14 protein-coding genes are annotated in these 17,503 nt (G+C 71.0%); 6 read left to right on the top strand and 8 right to left on the bottom strand.

Annotated features, from left to right (window positions below; all coding sequences use genetic code 11):
* Positions 1-192, bottom strand: a 192-nt coding sequence (locus tag D7V80_RS43900) for a hypothetical protein (protein WP_370452487.1), incomplete at its 3' end; no start/stop codon positions are given.
* Positions 193-963: 771 nt separating this feature from the next.
* Here D7V80_RS43900 and D7V80_RS42700 point away from each other — a divergent pair.
* Positions 964-2,220 (top strand): LamG domain-containing protein, encoded by a 1,257-nt coding sequence (locus tag D7V80_RS42700; protein ID WP_370452486.1) that lies wholly within the window; start codon positions 964-966, stop codon positions 2,218-2,220.
* 268 nt (positions 2,221-2,488) lie between these two features.
* Here the strand turns inward: D7V80_RS42700 and D7V80_RS12580 are convergent, their stop codons facing one another.
* The 3 genes from D7V80_RS12580 to D7V80_RS12570 all read right to left on the bottom strand — a co-directional run bounded on the left by D7V80_RS12580 (position 2,489) and on the right by D7V80_RS12570 (position 5,790).
* On the bottom strand, positions 2,489-3,790 hold the full coding sequence (locus D7V80_RS12580) for an MgtC/SapB family protein (RefSeq protein WP_120588385.1): 1,302 nt from the start codon (positions 3,788-3,790) through the stop codon (positions 2,489-2,491).
* 174 nt (positions 3,791-3,964) lie between these two features.
* Positions 3,965-5,200: an acetyl-CoA C-acetyltransferase gene (locus tag D7V80_RS12575; RefSeq protein ID WP_120588384.1), complete on the bottom strand. Its 1,236-nt coding sequence runs from the start codon at positions 5,198-5,200 to the stop codon at positions 3,965-3,967.
* A 140-nt stretch (positions 5,201-5,340) separates the two neighbouring features.
* Positions 5,341-5,790 carry an OsmC family protein gene (locus D7V80_RS12570; RefSeq protein WP_233585285.1) on the bottom strand — a complete coding sequence of 150 codons (450 nt, stop codon included), beginning with the start codon at positions 5,788-5,790 and terminating at the stop codon, positions 5,341-5,343.
* Positions 5,791-5,977: 187 nt separating this feature from the next.
* Between D7V80_RS12570 and D7V80_RS12565 the strand changes: the two genes are divergently transcribed.
* Entirely contained in the window at positions 5,978-7,327 is a 1,350-nt protein-coding gene (locus tag D7V80_RS12565; protein ID WP_233585284.1) for an MFS transporter, read from the top strand.
* A gap of 5 nt (positions 7,328-7,332) precedes the next feature.
* On the opposite strand, the gene D7V80_RS12560 is transcribed toward D7V80_RS12565, so the two are convergent.
* Positions 7,333-8,784: an FHA domain-containing protein gene (locus D7V80_RS12560; RefSeq protein ID WP_120588382.1), complete on the bottom strand. Its 1,452-nt coding sequence runs from the start codon at positions 8,782-8,784 to the stop codon at positions 7,333-7,335.
* A gap of 2 nt (positions 8,785-8,786) precedes the next feature.
* Positions 8,787-11,090 (bottom strand): thioredoxin family protein, encoded by a 2,304-nt coding sequence (locus D7V80_RS12555; protein WP_120588381.1) that lies wholly within the window; start codon positions 11,088-11,090, stop codon positions 8,787-8,789.
* A gap of 155 nt (positions 11,091-11,245) precedes the next feature.
* On the opposite strand from D7V80_RS12555, the gene D7V80_RS12550 reads away from it, so the two are divergent.
* Positions 11,246-12,073, top strand: coding sequence for a RimK family alpha-L-glutamate ligase (locus tag D7V80_RS12550; protein ID WP_120588380.1), 828 nt, complete (start codon positions 11,246-11,248; stop codon positions 12,071-12,073).
* 291 nt (positions 12,074-12,364) lie between these two features.
* On the top strand, positions 12,365-12,580 hold the full coding sequence (locus D7V80_RS12545; RefSeq protein ID WP_120588379.1) for a hypothetical protein: 216 nt from the start codon (positions 12,365-12,367) through the stop codon (positions 12,578-12,580).
* Position 12,581: 1 nt separating this feature from the next.
* Here the strand turns inward: D7V80_RS12545 and D7V80_RS12540 are convergent, their stop codons facing one another.
* Complete coding sequence (locus tag D7V80_RS12540) at positions 12,582-13,103, bottom strand: hypothetical protein (RefSeq protein WP_120588378.1); 522 nt, start codon at positions 13,101-13,103, stop codon at positions 12,582-12,584.
* A gap of 3 nt (positions 13,104-13,106) precedes the next feature.
* The gene (locus D7V80_RS12535; protein ID WP_120588377.1) at positions 13,107-13,442 is read right to left on the bottom strand and encodes a hypothetical protein; all 336 of its coding nucleotides are present in this window, start codon (positions 13,440-13,442) and stop codon (positions 13,107-13,109) included.
* Positions 13,443-13,544: 102 nt separating this feature from the next.
* Between D7V80_RS12535 and D7V80_RS12530 the strand changes: the two genes are divergently transcribed.
* Both D7V80_RS12530 and D7V80_RS12525 read left to right on the top strand, forming a co-directional pair.
* Positions 13,545-14,321: an RNA ligase family protein gene (locus tag D7V80_RS12530; protein ID WP_120588376.1), complete on the top strand. Its 777-nt coding sequence runs from the start codon at positions 13,545-13,547 to the stop codon at positions 14,319-14,321.
* A 345-nt stretch (positions 14,322-14,666) separates the two neighbouring features.
* Positions 14,667-17,468: a serine/threonine-protein kinase gene (locus tag D7V80_RS12525; RefSeq protein ID WP_120588375.1), complete on the top strand. Its 2,802-nt coding sequence runs from the start codon at positions 14,667-14,669 to the stop codon at positions 17,466-17,468.
* The last annotated feature ends 35 nt before the right edge of the window (positions 17,469-17,503 follow it).

Raw genomic sequence — 17,503 nt, 5'->3', positions numbered from 1 at the left:
GTCCAGCGGCGTGGCGGTGTACCAGCCGTACCTCTTCGACTCGATGATGTTCAACGGGGACAACGTCTTCCGGCGGCGCACGACGGACATCCGCGTGTCCCAGCCGTTCACCCCGTCAGCGGACATTGCGTCCTTCACCACCGGCCCGCTGGAGACGCTGCGCACCGTCACCGGCGCCACGATTCGCGGCATCGAGCCCACGATGACGTCCGACGGCCGGCTGCTCATCTGGCAGGGCGCGCCCGCGAACACCGGCGGCATCGACCACATGATGTACGCGTACAACCCCACGCCGTGCGCGGCCACGGGCTGGAGCAACCCGCGTCCGCTGTCCATGATGTTCAACGACACGAACGCGGGCGTGAAGCGCTACCCGCTGGCGTGGAAGCGGCTGAAGGCGGCCACGGGCGAGGACTTCGGCGACACGACGTCCGGCGCGCTCGTGCGCGGCGCCTACGCCTGGGTGGACCACGAGGGCCGCAACCTCCTCTACATCGCCGTCACGTACACGGACGGCGCGCGGCGCGAGGCGGTGAGCCTGGTGGGCGCGGACACGAACTGGACCGCGTACCACATCGACGGGGCCATCAACACGGACCGCATGGACATCGCGCACCTCTTCTATTCGGGGCCCATGTGGAACTTCGAGCAGGAGCGCCTGCCGTCGCAGAACTTCCCTCCCGGGCAGAGCAACGCCGCGCACTACCTGCCGGTGACGAAGACGCACGACGTGCTGGCCCTCTTCGGCAGCAACACCGCCGACTACAACGAGGTGGACCTGGGCGAATTGATGGACCCCTTCCACCTGCTCTTCCTGCCCATGAACGAGCTCGTCACCCGCGCGGGCGCGTATGACCTGACGCGCACGCCGGACCTGTCCGGCCGCTTCTTCACGGGCACGCTGGTGGGAGGCGCCTCCATCTCGCCGGGCAATGCGCTGACGCGCTCGTCGCCGGACTCGCTGTGGCAGCCGCACGGCAAGGGCAAGGCGCTGGTGTTGCCCGGCGGGAGCGCGCTCACGGTGAACCTGGCGGACCCGTCCGGCACGGTGCCCGGGGTGGGCGCGTTCGTGCGCGGCCTGTCGGTGGAGTTCGCGGTGCGGCCGGACGCGGACATCCAGCAGGGGTGCACCACCGGCAATCCCTACCGCTACCTGATGCACAAGGCGGGCGGGCTGGACATCATCTACGAGGCCAGCAACCAGGTGCAGTTCTCCCTGGTCGTCAACGGCCAGCGCGTGCGGCTGGGCGGCGGCCGGTGCTGCCGGTGGGCCAGTGGAGCCACCTGGCCTATACGTGGGACGGCACCACCGGCGTCTTCAACGAATACCTCAACGGCGTGCCCACGAACCGCGCGCTGCCCGTCGCGCCGGGGACGGCCCGGCTGGGCACGGGGACGCTCTCCATTGGCGCGGGCGCGAACCTGGACACGCAGCGCTGCCCGGTGAACGGCGAGGGCTCGTTCCGGGGCGCCATCGACGAGGTGCGCATCTTCACGCACGCGCGCTCCAACCGGAGCATCTGCATGACGGCGCACGGCGCCAACTGCCGCGAAGAGGCCATCCAGCACACGCCCTCCGCGGGCCAGTTCGTGATGAGCGCCCAGGCGCCCGCGTGCAACGGCACCAGCGCGCTGAATTCGGCGGCGTGCCTGTCCGCGATGCACCGGGCCTGCGCGCAGCGGGGCGCGGGCGACGCGCTGGCGAACACGTCCAATACCTGGGACACCATCATGCAGCTCGTCAGCAACCGGCCGCCCATCTCGCTGGCGGGCGTGCCGGTGACTTCCACGGCCACGGACCTGACGGTGGCGTGCGCGCCCATCCAGCATGAGAGCGTGGCCGTGACGTTCGAGGAGCTGGCGCGCATCCACGCCGGCTGCACCGACGAGCGCGGCGTGACGAGCACCCACTGCACCGCGGCGGCGCACCGCTTCTGCAACAGCCAGGGCTGGACGACGGGGCAGGTGTTCGAGGTGACGTCCCGGCCGTGGGTGGGCTGCTTCAACTCCGGGCTCCGGACGGACGTGGAGAAGTCCGTGCTGGGGCCGGTGTCCAACCTGGGCGACTACACCGCCCCGGGTTCGCGCCTGGAGGTGAGCCAGTGGTGCCGCACGCAGGGCTACGGGGCTGGCGTCGTGCAAGAAATCCCCAGCGCCACCAAGGCCCACGTGCACTGCTTCCAGCCGGCCGCGACGGCGCCGTGGCGGTACCTGCCGTAAGGCCTTGCATGGCCTGTCAGTCTCCGGGGTTGTGGGCCTGGGGCCACGACGGCAACGGCCAGCTGGGCACCGGCAACGACGGCTACCGCGTGGCGCCCGACCAGGTGTCGCCCAGGCCCTGAGCGTCAGGGCCTGGGAGGCCTCCGCTGAAGTGGAGGCAGCGGGGGCCTTCAGCGGCGGGAGGCGATGTCGCCCGCGCGGACCACGCCCGCCCCCTTGCCGCCGGCCGCGGTCCGCCTCCGCGGTCGTGGACGCTCAAGACCCGGCATCAGACGCGGTGGAGGAGGGTTTCGAAGACCATCAGGTTGAGCCCCACGCCCGCCAGCCCTACCACCGCCACGGTCAGCAGCGCGGTGGACACGCGGCGCCGGAAGGACGCCTCCTTCGCCATGCTCCGGATGAGCGGGATGTTCACCACGATGCTGGTGAGGCTGGAGAGGATGACGCCGTTGACGCCCGTGACCGCGGAAATCTCATTGTGGCTGATGAGCGTGGCGGCGGAGGCGATGGAGGAAGCGCTCGACAGGAGGCCCCCCAGGATGCTGACGAAGTAGAAGCTCCCGGACCCGAAGTTGCGCTGCGCCAGCGCGCCCGCGACGTTGAGCGCCAGGAACACGGCGCCGAACTTGAGGGCCGCCATCAGGCGGAAGGGCGACTCCAACTCCAGGCGGGGCGCGCCCTCCGTGGGCGCCTGCCCGGGCGAACGGCGCCACAGCACCGCGCTCACCAGCAGCATGAGCGTGAACGGGATGGCGCAGTGCACGGCGGCCTGCGAGGCGAAGATGATGACGATGAGGCCGTTGCGCAGCAGCATCGCGACGGTGGCCAGGAGGATGCCCCGGTAGGCGGAAGGAAGCAGCGGCGCGCCCACCTCCTTCAGGCGCGTGGCCAGCTCCACGATGACCTTGCGGCTGTTCACCAGCCCGCCGAAGAACGCGGTGACCTCCATGCCCCTGGGCCCCAGCGTCTTCAGGAGCATGTAGTTCACGAAGCCCACCGCCGCGATGATGATGACGCTGGCCCAGTTGGACTGGGGCTCGATGAGGCCCCACGGGTCCACCGGGTGCGCGGGCAGGATGGGGAACACGACGAACGTCAGCACCGCGAGCAGGACGGCGGAACGCAGCTCCTTGTCGGACAAGCCGCCCACGAAGCCCACGAGGGACTGCTTCCAGGCGAGCAGCGCCGTCGTCAGCACGCCCACGAAGATGGGCGTGAACGTGTGGCCCATGCCGCACAGGATGCCGCAGAAGGCCACCACCATCAGGGCGGTGGACGTGGTGAGCGCCAGGCGCTGGTGGAGCAGCAGCTCCCGGGCGTTCATCAGCAGCACCAGCAGCGTGACGAAGCCCACGGCCACCAGCGCGAAGGCCTGACCGGTGAGCCCGCCCAGACAGCCCATCAGCGCGGTGAGCGCGAATGTGCGCACGCCCGTCTTGCGGCTGTGCTCTCGCTCCAGGCCAATGAAGAGGCCAATGGCGATGGCCAGCCCCACCCGGGTCATCACGGGCACCAAGGGCCATTGCGACGCCTGGGCAAGGAGGGGGGGCAGCTCTGCGGGTGCATCCATGGGGCGCTCCAGTCTCTCTGGCCTCACGGCCAGCGAAGACGACTGGACCGCGCGCCCCGGTGCCTGCTGGAGCGACCCACTCTCATGTCAATGATGATGGCCCCTGTCAACGCGACCGCCCAGCGAGCCAGCGAGGTGCTCGCGAGGGGGCGGTCGCCTGCCGGACGCCAGGCGCTAGATGCGCTCGATGATGGTGGCGATGCCCTGGCCGCCGCCGATGCACATGGTGACGAGCGCTGTCCCCTTGCCCGTGCGCTCCAACTCGTCCAGGGCGGTGCCCAGGAGCATCGCGCCGGTGGCGCCCAGCGGATGGCCCAGCGCGATGGAGCCGCCGTTGACGTTCACCCGGTCCGGGTCGAGGCCCAGCGCGCGCGTCGTCTGGAGGACCACGGCGGCGAAGGCCTCGTTGATCTCCCACAGGTCGATGTCACCGGCCTTCATGCCGGCCATGCGCAGGGCCTTCTCGCTCACGGGCGCGGGGGCGGTGAGCATGATGAGCGGCTCGGTGCCCAGCGTCGCCATGGCGCGGATGCGGGCGCGGGGCTTGAGCCCCTTCTGCTTCACGTAGCGCTCGGACGCCAGCGCCACCACGGCGGCCCCGTCCACGATGCCGCTGGAGTTGCCCGCGGTGTGCACGTGCTGGATGCGCTTCGCCTGCGGGTACGCGGCCAGCGCGATGCCGTCCAGCGTCTCTCCGTTCGGGCCCACGGCCGTCTCACCCATGGCGACGAACGCGGGCTTGAGCGCGGCCAGTCCCTGCGCGGTGGTGTCCGGGCGAGGGTACTCGTCGCGCTCCAGCAACACGGCGCCGGTGGCCGGGTCCTTCACCGCGAAGAGGGCCTTGGCGAAGCGGTTCTCCTCGATGGCGCGGGCCGCCTGACGCTGCGAGCGCAGGGCCCACGCGTCCACGTCCTCGCGGGTGATGCCCTCCAGCGTCGCGATGAGGTCCGCGCTGATGCCCTGGGGCACCTGGTAGACGCGCTCGCGCAGCCGCACGTTGCCGCCATCCTGGCCGCCACCGTCCGCGCCCAGCGACAGGTGCGACATGCTCTCCACGCCGCCCGTCACCACGAAGTCCATGGCGCCGGAGGCGACCCCCATGGCGCCGAAGTTCACCGCCTGGAGCCCGGAGCCGCAGAAGCGGTTGAGCGACACGGCGGATACGTCCTGAGGCCACCCCGCGGCGAGCACCGCGTTGCGAGCGATGTTCGCGCCCTGCTCGTTCACCTGAGACACGCATCCCGCGATGACGTCGCCCACCTCCCGCGCATCCCAACCGCCGCGCCGCTGGAGCGCGTTGAGCGTCTGGGCGAGCAGCTCCTGCGGATGCAGTCCCGTCAGGGCCCCCTTGCCCATCTTCCCGCGTCCACGCGGGGTCCGGACGGCGTCGATGATGTAGCTGGCGGTCATGTGCGGCTCCTTTGATTTTGAGTGTAATATTATCGTCGTAATTTGTAAGTCAAGGCGACCTGGGGTCGGAAGGCACGACGGGCCCGGCGCCTGGGGTTGGCACCGGGCCCGCGGTGGGGATGGAGCGTGGGAAGGCGGACCTATGCGGCGGGCAGCATGGAGAGGTGGATGGGGGTGGCGTGGGCCAGGTTGTCGCTGACAGGGCAGCGCGTCTCCACCTCGCGGAGCAGCCGCGCGAGCTGCTCCTGCGTGACGTCGCCCCGCACGTGGATGGTGGCGGTGAGGGACTGGTAGCCGGCGCGCACCTCGCGGTGGGTGCCGGCGAACTTCGCGGGGTCCAGCGAGCCCTGCACGGTGATTTCAGTGCCGGTGACGGGGATGCCCAGCTCGCGGGCGATGAAGAAGGTCATGTAGTTCAGGCAGCCCGCGTGCGCCGCGAGGATGAAGTCGAGCGGGCTGGGCGCGCCGTTGCGGCCTCCCAGCTCCACGGGCTCGTCCATGAAGATCTTGAACGCCTGCGCCTCCGTGGTGCTGCGGGCCATGCTCTCTCCCACGGTGCGGACCTGTCCGGTGTACAGCGGCTGTGCCATGACGTTGGCCTCCTGTCCTTCATACGGAGGCAGGGCGCTGGATGGGCCGGCCGAGCAGTGTTGATGACCTGGAAGTCCACGGCGTCCGGGGCAGACAGCGCGGCGGGAGGCTCGCTACAAGGGGTCGAGCGTCCCGAACTCCCCGGGCACGCGGGGGCGGCACACCTTGGGGGAGTTGGCGGATACCTTGACGCCTCCACAGCGGCTGGTCCTGGGAATCGCCGTGCTCGCCTCGCTCGTCACGTTCCTGGACGGGGCGATCATCAACGTCGCGCTCCCCGCGATGGTGCGGGACCTGGGCGGTGGGCTCAAGCTTCAGCAGTGGGTGGTGGATGCCTACCTCATCACGCTGGGCTCGCTGATGCTGGCCGCGGGCTCGCTGTCGGATGTGTTCGGGCGCAAGCGCATCCTGCGGCTGGGGTTGTTGGGCTTCGGGGCCACGTCGCTCCTGTGCGCGGTGGCTCCGACGGGCGCGGTGCTCGTCCTCGCGCGTGCGTTGCAGGGGGCCACGGGCGCGCTCCTGGTGCCGGGCTCGCTGGCACTCATCCTGTCCTTCTTCTCCGGCCCCGAGCAGGCGAAGGCCATTGGCGCGTGGACCGGCTGGACGGGTGGGGCGTTCATCGCGGGTCCGCTGGTCGGTGGGCTGCTGGTGGACACGGTGGGCTGGCGTTGGATCTTCGCCATCAACGTGCTGCCCATCGGGCTGACGCTGGCGCTGCTCGCGCGCATGGAGGAGCCCACGCGCCCGGAAGGCGCACGCATCGACGTGCTGGGCGCAGTGCTGGCGTGCGTGGGATTGGGTGGGCCCGTCTACGCGCTGATTGAGCAGGGGACGGTGGGCTGGACGCATCCCACGGTGCTGGCGTCGCTGGGCGTGGGCGTGCCGGCGTTCATCGCGTTCCTCTGGCAGGAGCGGCGGTCGCCGCACCCGATGATGCCCCTGGGGCTCTTCCGGACGCGGAACTTCTGGGTGGGCAACCTGGCCACCACGCTCATCTATGGGGCGCTGGCGCTGAGTGAGTTCCTCATCACGCTGTTCCTCCAGCAGGTGGGAGGCTTTCGCGCGACGCTGGCGGGGCTGTCGCTGCTGCCGACGACGATCATCATGTTGCTGCTGTCGTCGACGTTCGGTGGGCTCGCGGGCAAATTCGGTCCGCGCCTGTTCATGGCGGTGGGGCCGTGTGTCGCGGGCGCGGGGTTCCTGCTCATGCTGCGCGTCGGCACGCCGCTGGACTTCTGGACGCAGATGCTGCCGGGCGTGCTGGTGTTCGGGCTGGGGCTGACGACGACGGTGGCGCCGTTGACGGCGGCGGTGCTCGGCTCCGTCCAGAAGGCGCAGGCGGGCATCGGCTCGGCCATCAACAACGCCATCGCCCGGGTCGCGGGGCTCATCGCCATCGCGTTCGCGGGGCTCATCGTGGGCCCGCGACTGGATGTCGCGGGCTTCCACCGGGCGATGATCGTCTCCGCCGTGCTGCTGGTGCTGGGCGGAGTCACCTCCGCCCTGGGCATCCGCGATCCTCCGCGGAAGGCCTGAGCGCGTCAGTCCTCGGCAGGCTGGAGGGAGAAGTACACGGCTTCGGTCCCCAGGTTGAAGGTGTCCCCGTCCGCGATCTTCTGGCGCTTGATGCGCTGGTGGTTGATCCAGGTCCCGTTGGACGAGCCCAGGTCCTCGATGAAGTAGTCAGCGCCAGCGCGCGTGACGGCGGCGTGCTCGCGGGAGACCCTGCCGGACTTCACGACGAGGCTGCACTGCGGGCCGCGTCCCAGCGTGAAGCGCTCCACGTCCACCCGTGTGGCGGGACCGTCCGGGCTCAGCCGCACGAACAGGTCCATGCGCGCGGGGGCCCGGGCGGTGGAGGGCTTGCGGGGCGCGTCGTCCTCCGGCGTGGAAGGACGGAGCACACGGCCCTGCTTGCGGGCGGCGGGGGCCTTCGCGGCCGGAGGCGCCACGAAGGGCAGGTCCTGTTCCTCGGGTTCGCCGGAGCCCGAGTCCTGCTCTTCGTCCTCGCTGGAGGAGGTGGCCCGTGCATCAGGCTCATCGGCCGCGTCGTCTTCCTCGGAGCCCGTGGCCTCCTCTCCCGTCCTGGCTTCTTCGGGCTCGGAGTCGTCATCGGTGCCGGGGAGTTCCTCGGAGCCGATCGCCGCTGCGATGTCGGCCGCGGCGGCGTCGTCCTCCTCGGAGGACTGCGACGCGTCCTCGTCGTCAGAGTCCTGGTCCGCGGCGGCGGCGGCCTCGGATGCATCCTCGTCGTCCGAATCCTCAGCCGCTGCTTCGGAGGCGTCGTCGTCCGAGTCCTCTTCCTCGGACTCCTCGTCGTCCGAAGCTTCTTCGTCGGACTCTTCGTCGTCCGAGGATTCATCGGCCGCTTCGTCGTCGGAATCCTCGTCGTCCGAAGAGTCTTCGTCAGACTCCTCGTCGTCAGAAGATTCGTCAGACGCTTCGTCGTCGGACGCTTCGTCGTCCGAGTCCTCATCGTCGTCGGACTCTTCCTCCTCGTCCGCCTCCTCTTCCTCTTCGGACGCCACCGGCACGTCGCGGGGCTGCGTGACCGCATCCACCGCCGCGAGGACCTCCTGCATGCGCGCCCGCGCGTGAGCGGCCTCGTCCACGGCGGACTGGGGCTTCACGGGTTCGGACACCACGGCCGCCGGAGCGGCGGCCACGGGCTCCTTCGCAGGGACAGCGGCAGCCGCGGGGATGACGACAGCCGCGGGGACGACGGCAGTCGCGGGAACAGCGGCTGCGGCAGGGCGCTCCGCCGGACGCACGACGGGCTCCGGGGCCCGGACCGCTGGAGCCCGCACGGGCTCACCCGCGCCCGTCACTCCGAGCGCCACGGGCGTGGGCGCCACGTACCCGTTCTGTCTCGCGAGCATGAACAGCGCCTGGGCGACCAGGGCATTCCGATCCACGCCCAGGTCGTGGCTCATCTGCTCCAGCGCCCGCCACAGGGGCTCCGCGACCTCGATGGTTTCACGAATCCGATTCATGCCTAGCTGCCCCTCAGATTGCTCTGCCACGGAGAGACGTGATCCGGGTCATTGAGCCAATAGAACATCGCTTGCGTCTCCGCGTACTGCCGCTCCGCGATGGACACCAGGTTCGGGTGCAGGTCGCCCAGCGCCACGCCTTCGAACAGGAAGCCCTGGCCGGGCTTCGTCGTGCTGGCATTGCCGCGGTACTTGCGGTCCCGGCTCTGCCACAGCCGCTGCGAGGCCTGTCCCGCCGCCTGTCCGTAACCCGCCGGCGGCGTGATGCGCGTGGGCATCTGGAACGTCGTCTCACCGCACGACCACAGCAGCCACGACAGCGCGCTCCAGTCCCCGCGCAGCATCATCGCCAGGTCCGCGAACCCCATCTCCAGGTTGAGCGTCTCGTCGAGCTCCACCTGCTCGTCCTCGCCCAACTCCAGCTCTTCCTGCTTCAGCTCCACGGGCCCCTCACCCAGCAGGCCCGACAGGTCCGGCGGCAGCCAGGACACCGCCGCGCCGGGCTTGTACCGCTGGAGCAGCGCGCCGCGCATCGCCTGGAGCCGCGTGGCGTACTTGCGCACCAGCTGCTGGATGGCCTCCAGGGACTGCTCGGGCTTCTCCGGCAGGCCGTCGTAGGTGCAGTGCGGAGGCTCCTGTCCCGCCCAGAAGTCGAACCGGGGGAACAACGCCCGCGCGTACGTGGCCAGGAACCGGGCGGTGTCCGGCTCCACTGCCGCGAGCCCCTCCGCGTCCTTCTGCACCTGATCCGCCACGCCCAGGTTCAGCAGGATGAGGCCGCGCGTGAACAGGTACGCCTTGCGCTCCGGCGCGAGCAGCATCGCCGCGTGCAGGAAGTCCAGCGCCGCGCGAGGCCGGTCCGTCTGATCCAGCAGCACCGCGTAGGCCCGCAGCAGCGTGGCGGCCTCACCGCCGCGCATGAGCGCGTCCGCCATGGGGGCCCACGCCTGGCCCGCGTCCTCCACCACGCTGTGCGCGACCTGGCTCGCGGAGTCCTGCGTGCGCGGCAGCGTCAGCTCCTCCAGGCCCTGCTTCAGCGGCTGGATGTCCAGCGACGTGGCGCACGCGCGCGCCGTGGCCAGCAGGGCCTCGCGGTAGCGCCGGTCCGCGCGGGCCTCCTTCGCCAGCTCGCGCCAGCCCTCCGCGCTCCGGGGGAGGTTGGAGAACACCGGCGAGCGCGCCAGCGTCTGTTCATCCATCGCCCGGCCCAGGTCGCGCTTGAGCACCACCGCCCGCTGCGCGTCCATCAGGGACCACTCGTCACACGCGAAGTCGCCTTCCGCCCGGCCCTCCTCGAAGTGGACGCGGAAGTCCGCGTAGGTGTCCTCCGCGCGCGACCAGTAGCGCCCGTGCCGCCGTCCGTTGTCGAACTCGGCCTCCCAGAGCAGCTGGCCCTGCGCGTCCCAGAAGCGGGTGAGGCCGTGGCGCTCGCGGTCCGCGTTGAGCGTCACCTTGGCCCACTGGTTCAGGTCCTCGCGCAGCTCCGCGTCCTCGGGAAGGTGGGCCGGGCGGGTGGGGTAGGGCTCGCCGGTGGAGGGCACCACGCGCTGCCCATCGCCGTTGAAGTGCTCCACCCGCCGCACGGTGCCGCGCTCGTAGTGCATCACCGTCTTGCGCACGCGCTCGCTCACGCCGCCTTCGTGCATGCGCTCGGTGGTGAAGCCGTCGGACGCAATCCAGGTGCGAGGGCCGTGGAGCTGGCCCTGCTCGAAGGTGCCCTCCTGGGACACCGAGCCGTCCTCGTGGAAGCGCTTGAAGGGGCCGTGCGGCCGGCCCTGCTCCAGGATGCATTCGTTGCAGAGGGTGCCGTCGGCGCGCCAGTACCGCCACGTGCCGTGCGGCCGGCCCCTGGCGTCCTTCGGGCCGAAGGACCACTCCTCGTCGCCGGCGTCCCAGGTGGCGCCCTCGGGGACGCCGGTGGGGAGCTGGCCCGCCTCGGTCCGCTCGCGGTTCGCCTTGCGGCGCTCCTCTTCCGTCACGTCCACGGCGCGCAGCGCGATCAGCAGCCGGTCCAGGGCCTCGGCGGGCAGCGCCTCGGAGACGCGGCGGACCTCCAGGCCGTCCTTGAACGCGACGAGGGTGGGATAGGCGTCGATGCCCAGCGGTTCGGCCACGGCCTCGTGGGCCTCCGCGTCGAGCCGGGCGAAGGTGATGTCCGGGAACCGCGCGGCGGCCTCGGTGAAGACCGGGGCGAACGCATGGCAGGGTTCACACCACGGCGCCCAGAAGTCCACGACGCACATGCCGGGCTTCTGGGTGACGGCTTCGAAATCCTCCGGGGTCAATTCGACCGGGACGCCTGCCAACGGGAACTCCTGCTCAAGGGGAGAGGCAGATAAGAGGGGCGCCGGGGGCCCGCGTCAACCGGCGCGTCACGGGGAGTCCGGCTTCCCTCCCGGCCGGACAGGGACGGCGGGTGCGTCCGCGAGCAGCAGGGGGCGGGACATGGAACGATGGCCGGATGCGGCCCACCCTCGTGGTCATCAACGGTGAACAGTACTGGCAGCGTTACTTCCCGGAATACGAGGTCGTCTTCCGCAGGCTCCAGGAGTGTTCCTGGGTCCTGCGCGGTGGCGACCTCTGGTGCATCAACCGCGAGTCCGCGACACGGCTGGACGGCGTGCTCTGGCGGGTGGGCGCCATCCGCCCGGACCCCAGGCACCGCGCGGCGCTGGAGCTCATTCGCCTGAGCGGTGTGCCCTGCTCCAACCCGGCGTCCGTGCTGGCGCGCTGTCACGACCGGCTGTCGATGCTGGCGGAGATGCGTGAGGCGGGGCTGCCGGTCATTCCGTTCGACGCCGCGCTCGGTGACGACATGCTGCGCCGGCTGGAGCGGCCCGTGCCGTTCGTCGTCAAGGTCGGCAATCACCACGCGGGGCTGGGCAAGGCGCTGGTGCGCGACGCGGGCGCGTGGCCGGAGCTCGCGGACCTCCTCTTCGCCGCGGATGACTACGCGGTCGTCGAGCCCTTCATCGACTACGAGCGCGACGTCCGCTGCCTCGCGGTGGGCGAGCGCATGTGGGCGATGACGCGGGCGAGCGCGGGCTGGAAGGCCAACGTCGACACGCGCAAGTACCACGTCATCGACCCGCCGCCGGAGCTCGCGGAGCACACGCGCCGGGCCATGCGGCATCTGGGCGCGGACGTGCTGGGCCTGGACTTCCTCCAGGCGAAGGACGGCGCCCACACGCTGCTGGAGTGCAACGACACGCCGGGCCTGTCCGGCTTCCCGGAGGAGCTGCGGGAGGACGTCGCGGAGTGCCTGCGCGTCCGGATGCGCCAGCGCTGAGTAGAGCGCCGCGACGCCGCCACGGGATTTCGGATCGGGCCACAGGGGGACCACGGACGAGTGGATCGGTGGGTCGCGAAGTCGAGCCTGCGCGGAAGCAAGGATGAAGCCACGAGAGGAACCACGGGCCAAGGCCGCCCGTCGGGCGCGCTTGCCGGGAAACCTGTCCGACTGTCGGACAGGTTTTCACCGCTCGGGGCCGGAGGGGGCGCCCTCCCGGCAGTCGGCGCGGACGGGTGCTCATGTGTCGATGTCAGACCCCCATGGTTGGATGGCGATGCTAGGACAGGGATGGGGAGGAACCGGGGAGGGCTCGTGGTGTACGTGGAGGCGCAGCTTGAGCGCGATATCTCGCTGGAAAGACTGCCGCCTTCCGCATTCTCCGCGCCCCTTGGCCTCATGCGCGGCGACAGCTACACAGCGAAGGGCACGTACCGCGCAAGCCTCACCGTGACGGACTGGAAGGGCGTGCAGAACACTGACACGCGCGTCATCACCGTGAAGTGAGTCACCACGACAAGCTCCGCAGGTGGAAGTGGAACCGGAATCCCGCGTTCCGCAGCGCGTGGAACCGCGTCACCAATTCGTCGTCCATCAAGAGCGAGGCGAGGTCCTCGATGCGTACGCGCTCGGGAACGAGGGCGTGCGTGTTGAAATCCCATGCCTCCGCGCCCATGCAGCGAGCGAGGACCTCCGCCTGGAACGCCCTCAGTCCGACGTTGACGAAGGACACGATGACCCGCGTGCCGTCACGCGTAGTGGCGTGCTGCTTCTCGCCGTAGTCCATGTGGGCCGCGAGCTCATGGCGGAAGATTCCCGTGGCGAGCACCTCCGCCGCCACGCCCGACCCCTTGGACCCGACATGACGTCCGGTGTGTCGGAGGAGCGGCTCCACGGCGTCGGTGATGTCGGAGAGGCCCAGGTCCAGGCACCGGTGCACGAGCAGCACCGCTTCGAGCAGTCCCTCCCGGTCGAAGGTCGCCAGCACCTCTTCCACGTCCTTCGCGGAGATCGAGACAGAAGGGGACATGGGCTACCCATTCGGCCTGAAGTAGAACTCGAAGCCCGCATCCCGGAGCATCAGGAAGCACTCCAGCTGGTGCGCCTCGTCGGAGTACAGGAACCGCCGCACCGCCTCCACGTCCACACGCCACGGGTCGAGCGCGTGGGTGTTGAAGTCCCACGCCTCCGCTCCCATGCATCCGGCCAGCTCCCGGCTGCGCGAGCTGCCCTCAGGCGAAGCAAACACGCGCACGGCGATGACCGAGCCCTCGTGCGTTGCCTCGTGCCACTCCGCTGGCTGCTGGAGGAACGGCACCAGCTCGCGTCGGAACGGGCCGATGCCCAGGACCTCTCCGTACATGCCCATGCGCCCAAACCTCCCGTGTGTCAGGCCCCGGCGAGCGGCCGCGTCCCGCGAGTCTCCCGGGGGCCTCTGCTACCTTCGCCCCTCCTACAACGAGGCCGCGCCATGACGTTCTCCGTCCGCACCGCCAACCTGCGCACGCTCAACTCGCTGACGAAGTACCCGTCCATCCCGACGTACCACACGCTGGGCGACAAGGGCCGGCTGGCCGAGCCCGCCATCGCGTTCGACGGGCCCGTGGTCGGCACGGAGAAGGTGGATGGCACCAACGCGCGCATCGTGTTCCTGCCGGACGGCACGTACCTCCTCGGCAGCCGGGAGGAGCTCCTCTACGCGAGCGGTGACCTTATCGGGAACCCGGCCCTGGGCATCGTGGAGCACCTGCGCCCGGTGGCGGACGCCCTGCGTGAGAAGCGGCTCGACGCGGGCGGCATCACCGTCGTCTTTGGCGAGGTATACGGCGGCAACGTCACCGCCCACAGCAAGCAGTACACGGGCGAGAAGCGCGTGGGCTACCGCGTCTTCGACGTGGTGCGCCTCACCGACTACGAGACGCCCCTCACCTGGTCCGCAGAACAGCTCTCCGGCTGGCGCGAGTCCGGAGGCCAGCCCTTCGTGACCGAGGACGCGCTCATGGCCTTCACCCGCGAGCACGGGCTGGAAACCACGCCGCGCATCCTCGAACAGGACGGCGCCGCGATGCCCAGGGACCTGGAGGGAGCGTTCGCCTGGCTGCGCTCGCACGCGCCCGCGACCCGGTGCGCGCTGGATGCCGGGGCAGGGCAGCACCCAGAGGGCATCGTCGTCCGCACCCGCGACCGGCGCACCATCGCGAAGCTGCGTTACGAGGACTACGAGCGCACGCTGCGCGCGAAGCGCTGAAAAGCAAGAAGGCGGCGGTGTCTCCGTTCACCGCCGCCTCCATCCGAGCCACGCATCCAGTCGACCTGCGGCTCGGCGATATTCATGTGGCCTGTCGCGGATGAGATCTGGCTGCACCCCGAAGTTGCCCGCGTTGTCCGTACCCATTGCGGCTGGCGTGCCAGCCTCCGGCCTGCCGGGCCCTCCCTGATTCCAGGGGGTTGTGCCCCACGCCGGGGGCGGCCCCTGGTGACCGCCGTCCTGCCTCTGATGACGACTGTCACCAGGCAGGCGGCCGGGTTGACGCGCCGCGGAAGGATGTTCGGAGCGGGCGAGGGCCGGCGGTAGACTCGCGGGCAACGGCCCATGACGAAGAGAGACACCGGAAGGCGAAACACAGGCACCGGCTCAGGAGACTCCGCGCGCTCGGGCGCGGGGACGGGCCGGGGCTCGGGATACGGAACGGGCCCCCGTCCGCGCCGCGCGGAGGACGTCCCGCCCGTTCCCCAGGTGGGCCGCTACCTGCTCCTGCGCAAGCTGGGGCAGGGCGGCATGGGCGTGGTGTACGCCGCCTATGACCCGGACCTGGACCGCAAGATCGCCCTGAAGCTGCTGCACCCGAACGCCAACCACGACAACGAGGAGGCGCGGTCCCGGCTCTTGCGCGAAGCGCAGGCCATGGCGCGCGTCTCCCACCCCAACGTCATCCCCGTCTTCGACGTGGGCATGTGGGGCGACCAGGTCTTCGTCGCCATGGAGCTGGTGGAAGGCGGCACGCTGGGCTCGTGGCTGAAGGAGGCGAAGCCGTCCTGGCGGGAAGTGCTGGAGCGCTACCTCCAGGCGGGCCGGGGCCTGCAGGCCGCGCACGCGGCGGGGTTGGTGCACCGCGACTTCAAGCCCGCCAACGTGCTGGTGAGCCGCGCGGGCCGCGTCTACGTGACGGACTTCGGGCTGGCGCGGCAGGTGGGCGAAGGGCCGGAGGCCCCGGCCTCGCCGGAGGAGGCGCAGGTCCTGGAGTCCTCGGACCGGCGCATGCTGGACACCACGCTCACCGAAGCGGGCCTGCTGGTGGGCACGCCCAACTACATGTCCCCGGAGCAGTTCCGGGGCACGCAGCTGGACGCGCGCACGGACCAGTTCAGCTTCTGCGCGGCGCTCTACGGCGCGCTCTACGGCACGCGCCCCTTCGACCCGGGCAGCATCAAGGCCTACGCGTCCGCCAGCCGCGGCGCGGAGCTGGAGGCCACCGGCACGCAGTCGCTGGGCGGCACGCAGTCGCTGAACGCCGCGCCCGCGAAGGCCCCCGCCATCGCGCCGCCGCCCGCGCTCATCCGCGAGCCCCCTCGCGACGTGAAGGTGCCCGGCTGGGTGCGGCAGGCGGTGCTGCGCGGGCTGGCGCTGGACGCGGACGCGCGCTTCCCGTCCATGCAGGCCCTGCTGGACGCGCTCTCCCAGGAGCAGCGCCACGGACAGCGCAAGCGCTGGCTGGGCGCGGCGGGCGCGATGGCCACCTCGCTCGCGGTGGCGGGCGGCGTGGCGTGGCAGCAGTCCCAGGTGTGCGCGGACGCGGGCGCGCTGATGGACAGCGTGTGGACGCCGGACGCGAAGGCGAAGCTGGAGTCCGCCTTCCGCGCCACCGGGAAGCCCTTCGCGGAAGGCATGGCCGCGCGCGCCGTGCAGGTGCTGGGGCAGTACGCGGGCGCGTGGAAGCACCAGCGCGTCCAGGCGTGCGAGGACGCGCGCGTGAGCGGCGTGAAGCCGGAGGAGCAGTTGGACCGGCAGGTGGTGTGCCTGGAGCGCCGCCGCAAGGACCTGCGCGCCACGGTGGACCTGCTCGCGAGCGCGGACGCCGCCATGGTGGAGAAGTCCGTGGACATGGCGCACGCGCTGCCCGCGCTGCACGAGTGCGAGGACGTGGAGTCGCTGGCCGAACAGCAGCGCCGCCCCTCCGACCCCGCCCTGCGCGGCGCCATTGAAGCGCTGGAGGATCAGCTGTCGGAGGTGCGCGCGCAGGTGGACGCGGGCCGCTACCCGGCGGCGCTCGCGGCGGTGAAGGCGCTGGAGGCGCCGGTGGAGAAGACGGGCTACCTGCCGCTGAAGGCGGAGATGCGCTTCCACCTGGGCTGGCTCCAGGAGCAGACGGGCCAGTCGCCGGAAGCCTCCCGCCTGCTGTCGCGCGCCGTGTTCGACGCGGAGGCGGGCAGGGCGGACCGGCTGAAGGTCGCCATCCTCAACAAGCTCCTCTACGTGGAGGACGGCCAGAAGCACTTCGACCCGGCGGCGAACTGGGGCGCGCTGGCGGAGGCCACCCTCCAGCGCCTGGGCGGCGAGCCCGTGCTTCAAGCCGACGTGAAGGTGAACCAGGCCAACCTCGCCATGTCCCAGGGCCACATGGAGCAGGCCCGCGAGCGGCTGACGGAGGCGAGCGCCCTCTACGACAAGGCGCTGCCGCCCGAGCACCCCAAGCGCGCGCGGGCGCTCTTCCTGTTGGGGCGGCTGGTGCTGGGCACGGGCGACGCGAAGGGGGCGGTGCCGCTGCTGGAGGCGTCGCTCGCGAAGACCGAGGCGGCCGTGGGCCCGGTGCACCCGGACGTGGCCCGTCGGCACGGCCTGCTGTCCCTGGCCCTGCGCGACGCCGGCCAGCCCGAGCGCGCCCTGCCGCATGCCCAGGCGGTGGTGGACCTCTACAAGACCCTCCACGGTGAGAAGAGCGCCCAGGTGGCGGAGGCGCTGGACGAGCTGGGCATGTGCCAGCTGGGGATGAAGCGCTACGACGACGCGCTGAAGACCTACGAAGAGGCCGTGGCCCTCAAGCGCGAGCTGTTGCCCAAGGGCGACGAAGGCCTCCAGCCGTCCTACGACGGCGTGGGCCAGGCGCTCTTGGGCCTGGGCCGCGCACGCGACTCCGTGGCGCCGCTCCAGCTGGCGGTGTCCTTCGCGTCCGCGCCCCCGGATGCGCTGGCGGAGTCCGGCTTCGCGCTGGCGCGGGCGCTGTACCAGACGGGCCAGTCGCCAGAAGCCCGGGGCGAGGCCACCCGCGCCCGCGAGCGCTTCAGCGAGTCCGGGATGGACGAGCGCGTGGGCGAGGTGGACTCGTGGCTGGAGACCCTGCCCAGGGAGCCCCCGCGCCCGCCTGCCCGAAAGCCTTCCCGGGGCCGGCGCAGGTAGGACGACACGCGCGGCTGCTGGCGACCCTGGCGGGG

It is taken from the genome of Corallococcus sp. CA054B, assembly GCF_003611625.1.
GTDB lineage: Bacteria > Myxococcota > Myxococcia > Myxococcales > Myxococcaceae > Corallococcus > Corallococcus coralloides.
This window is presented reverse-complemented; position numbering and strand designations above follow the sequence as displayed.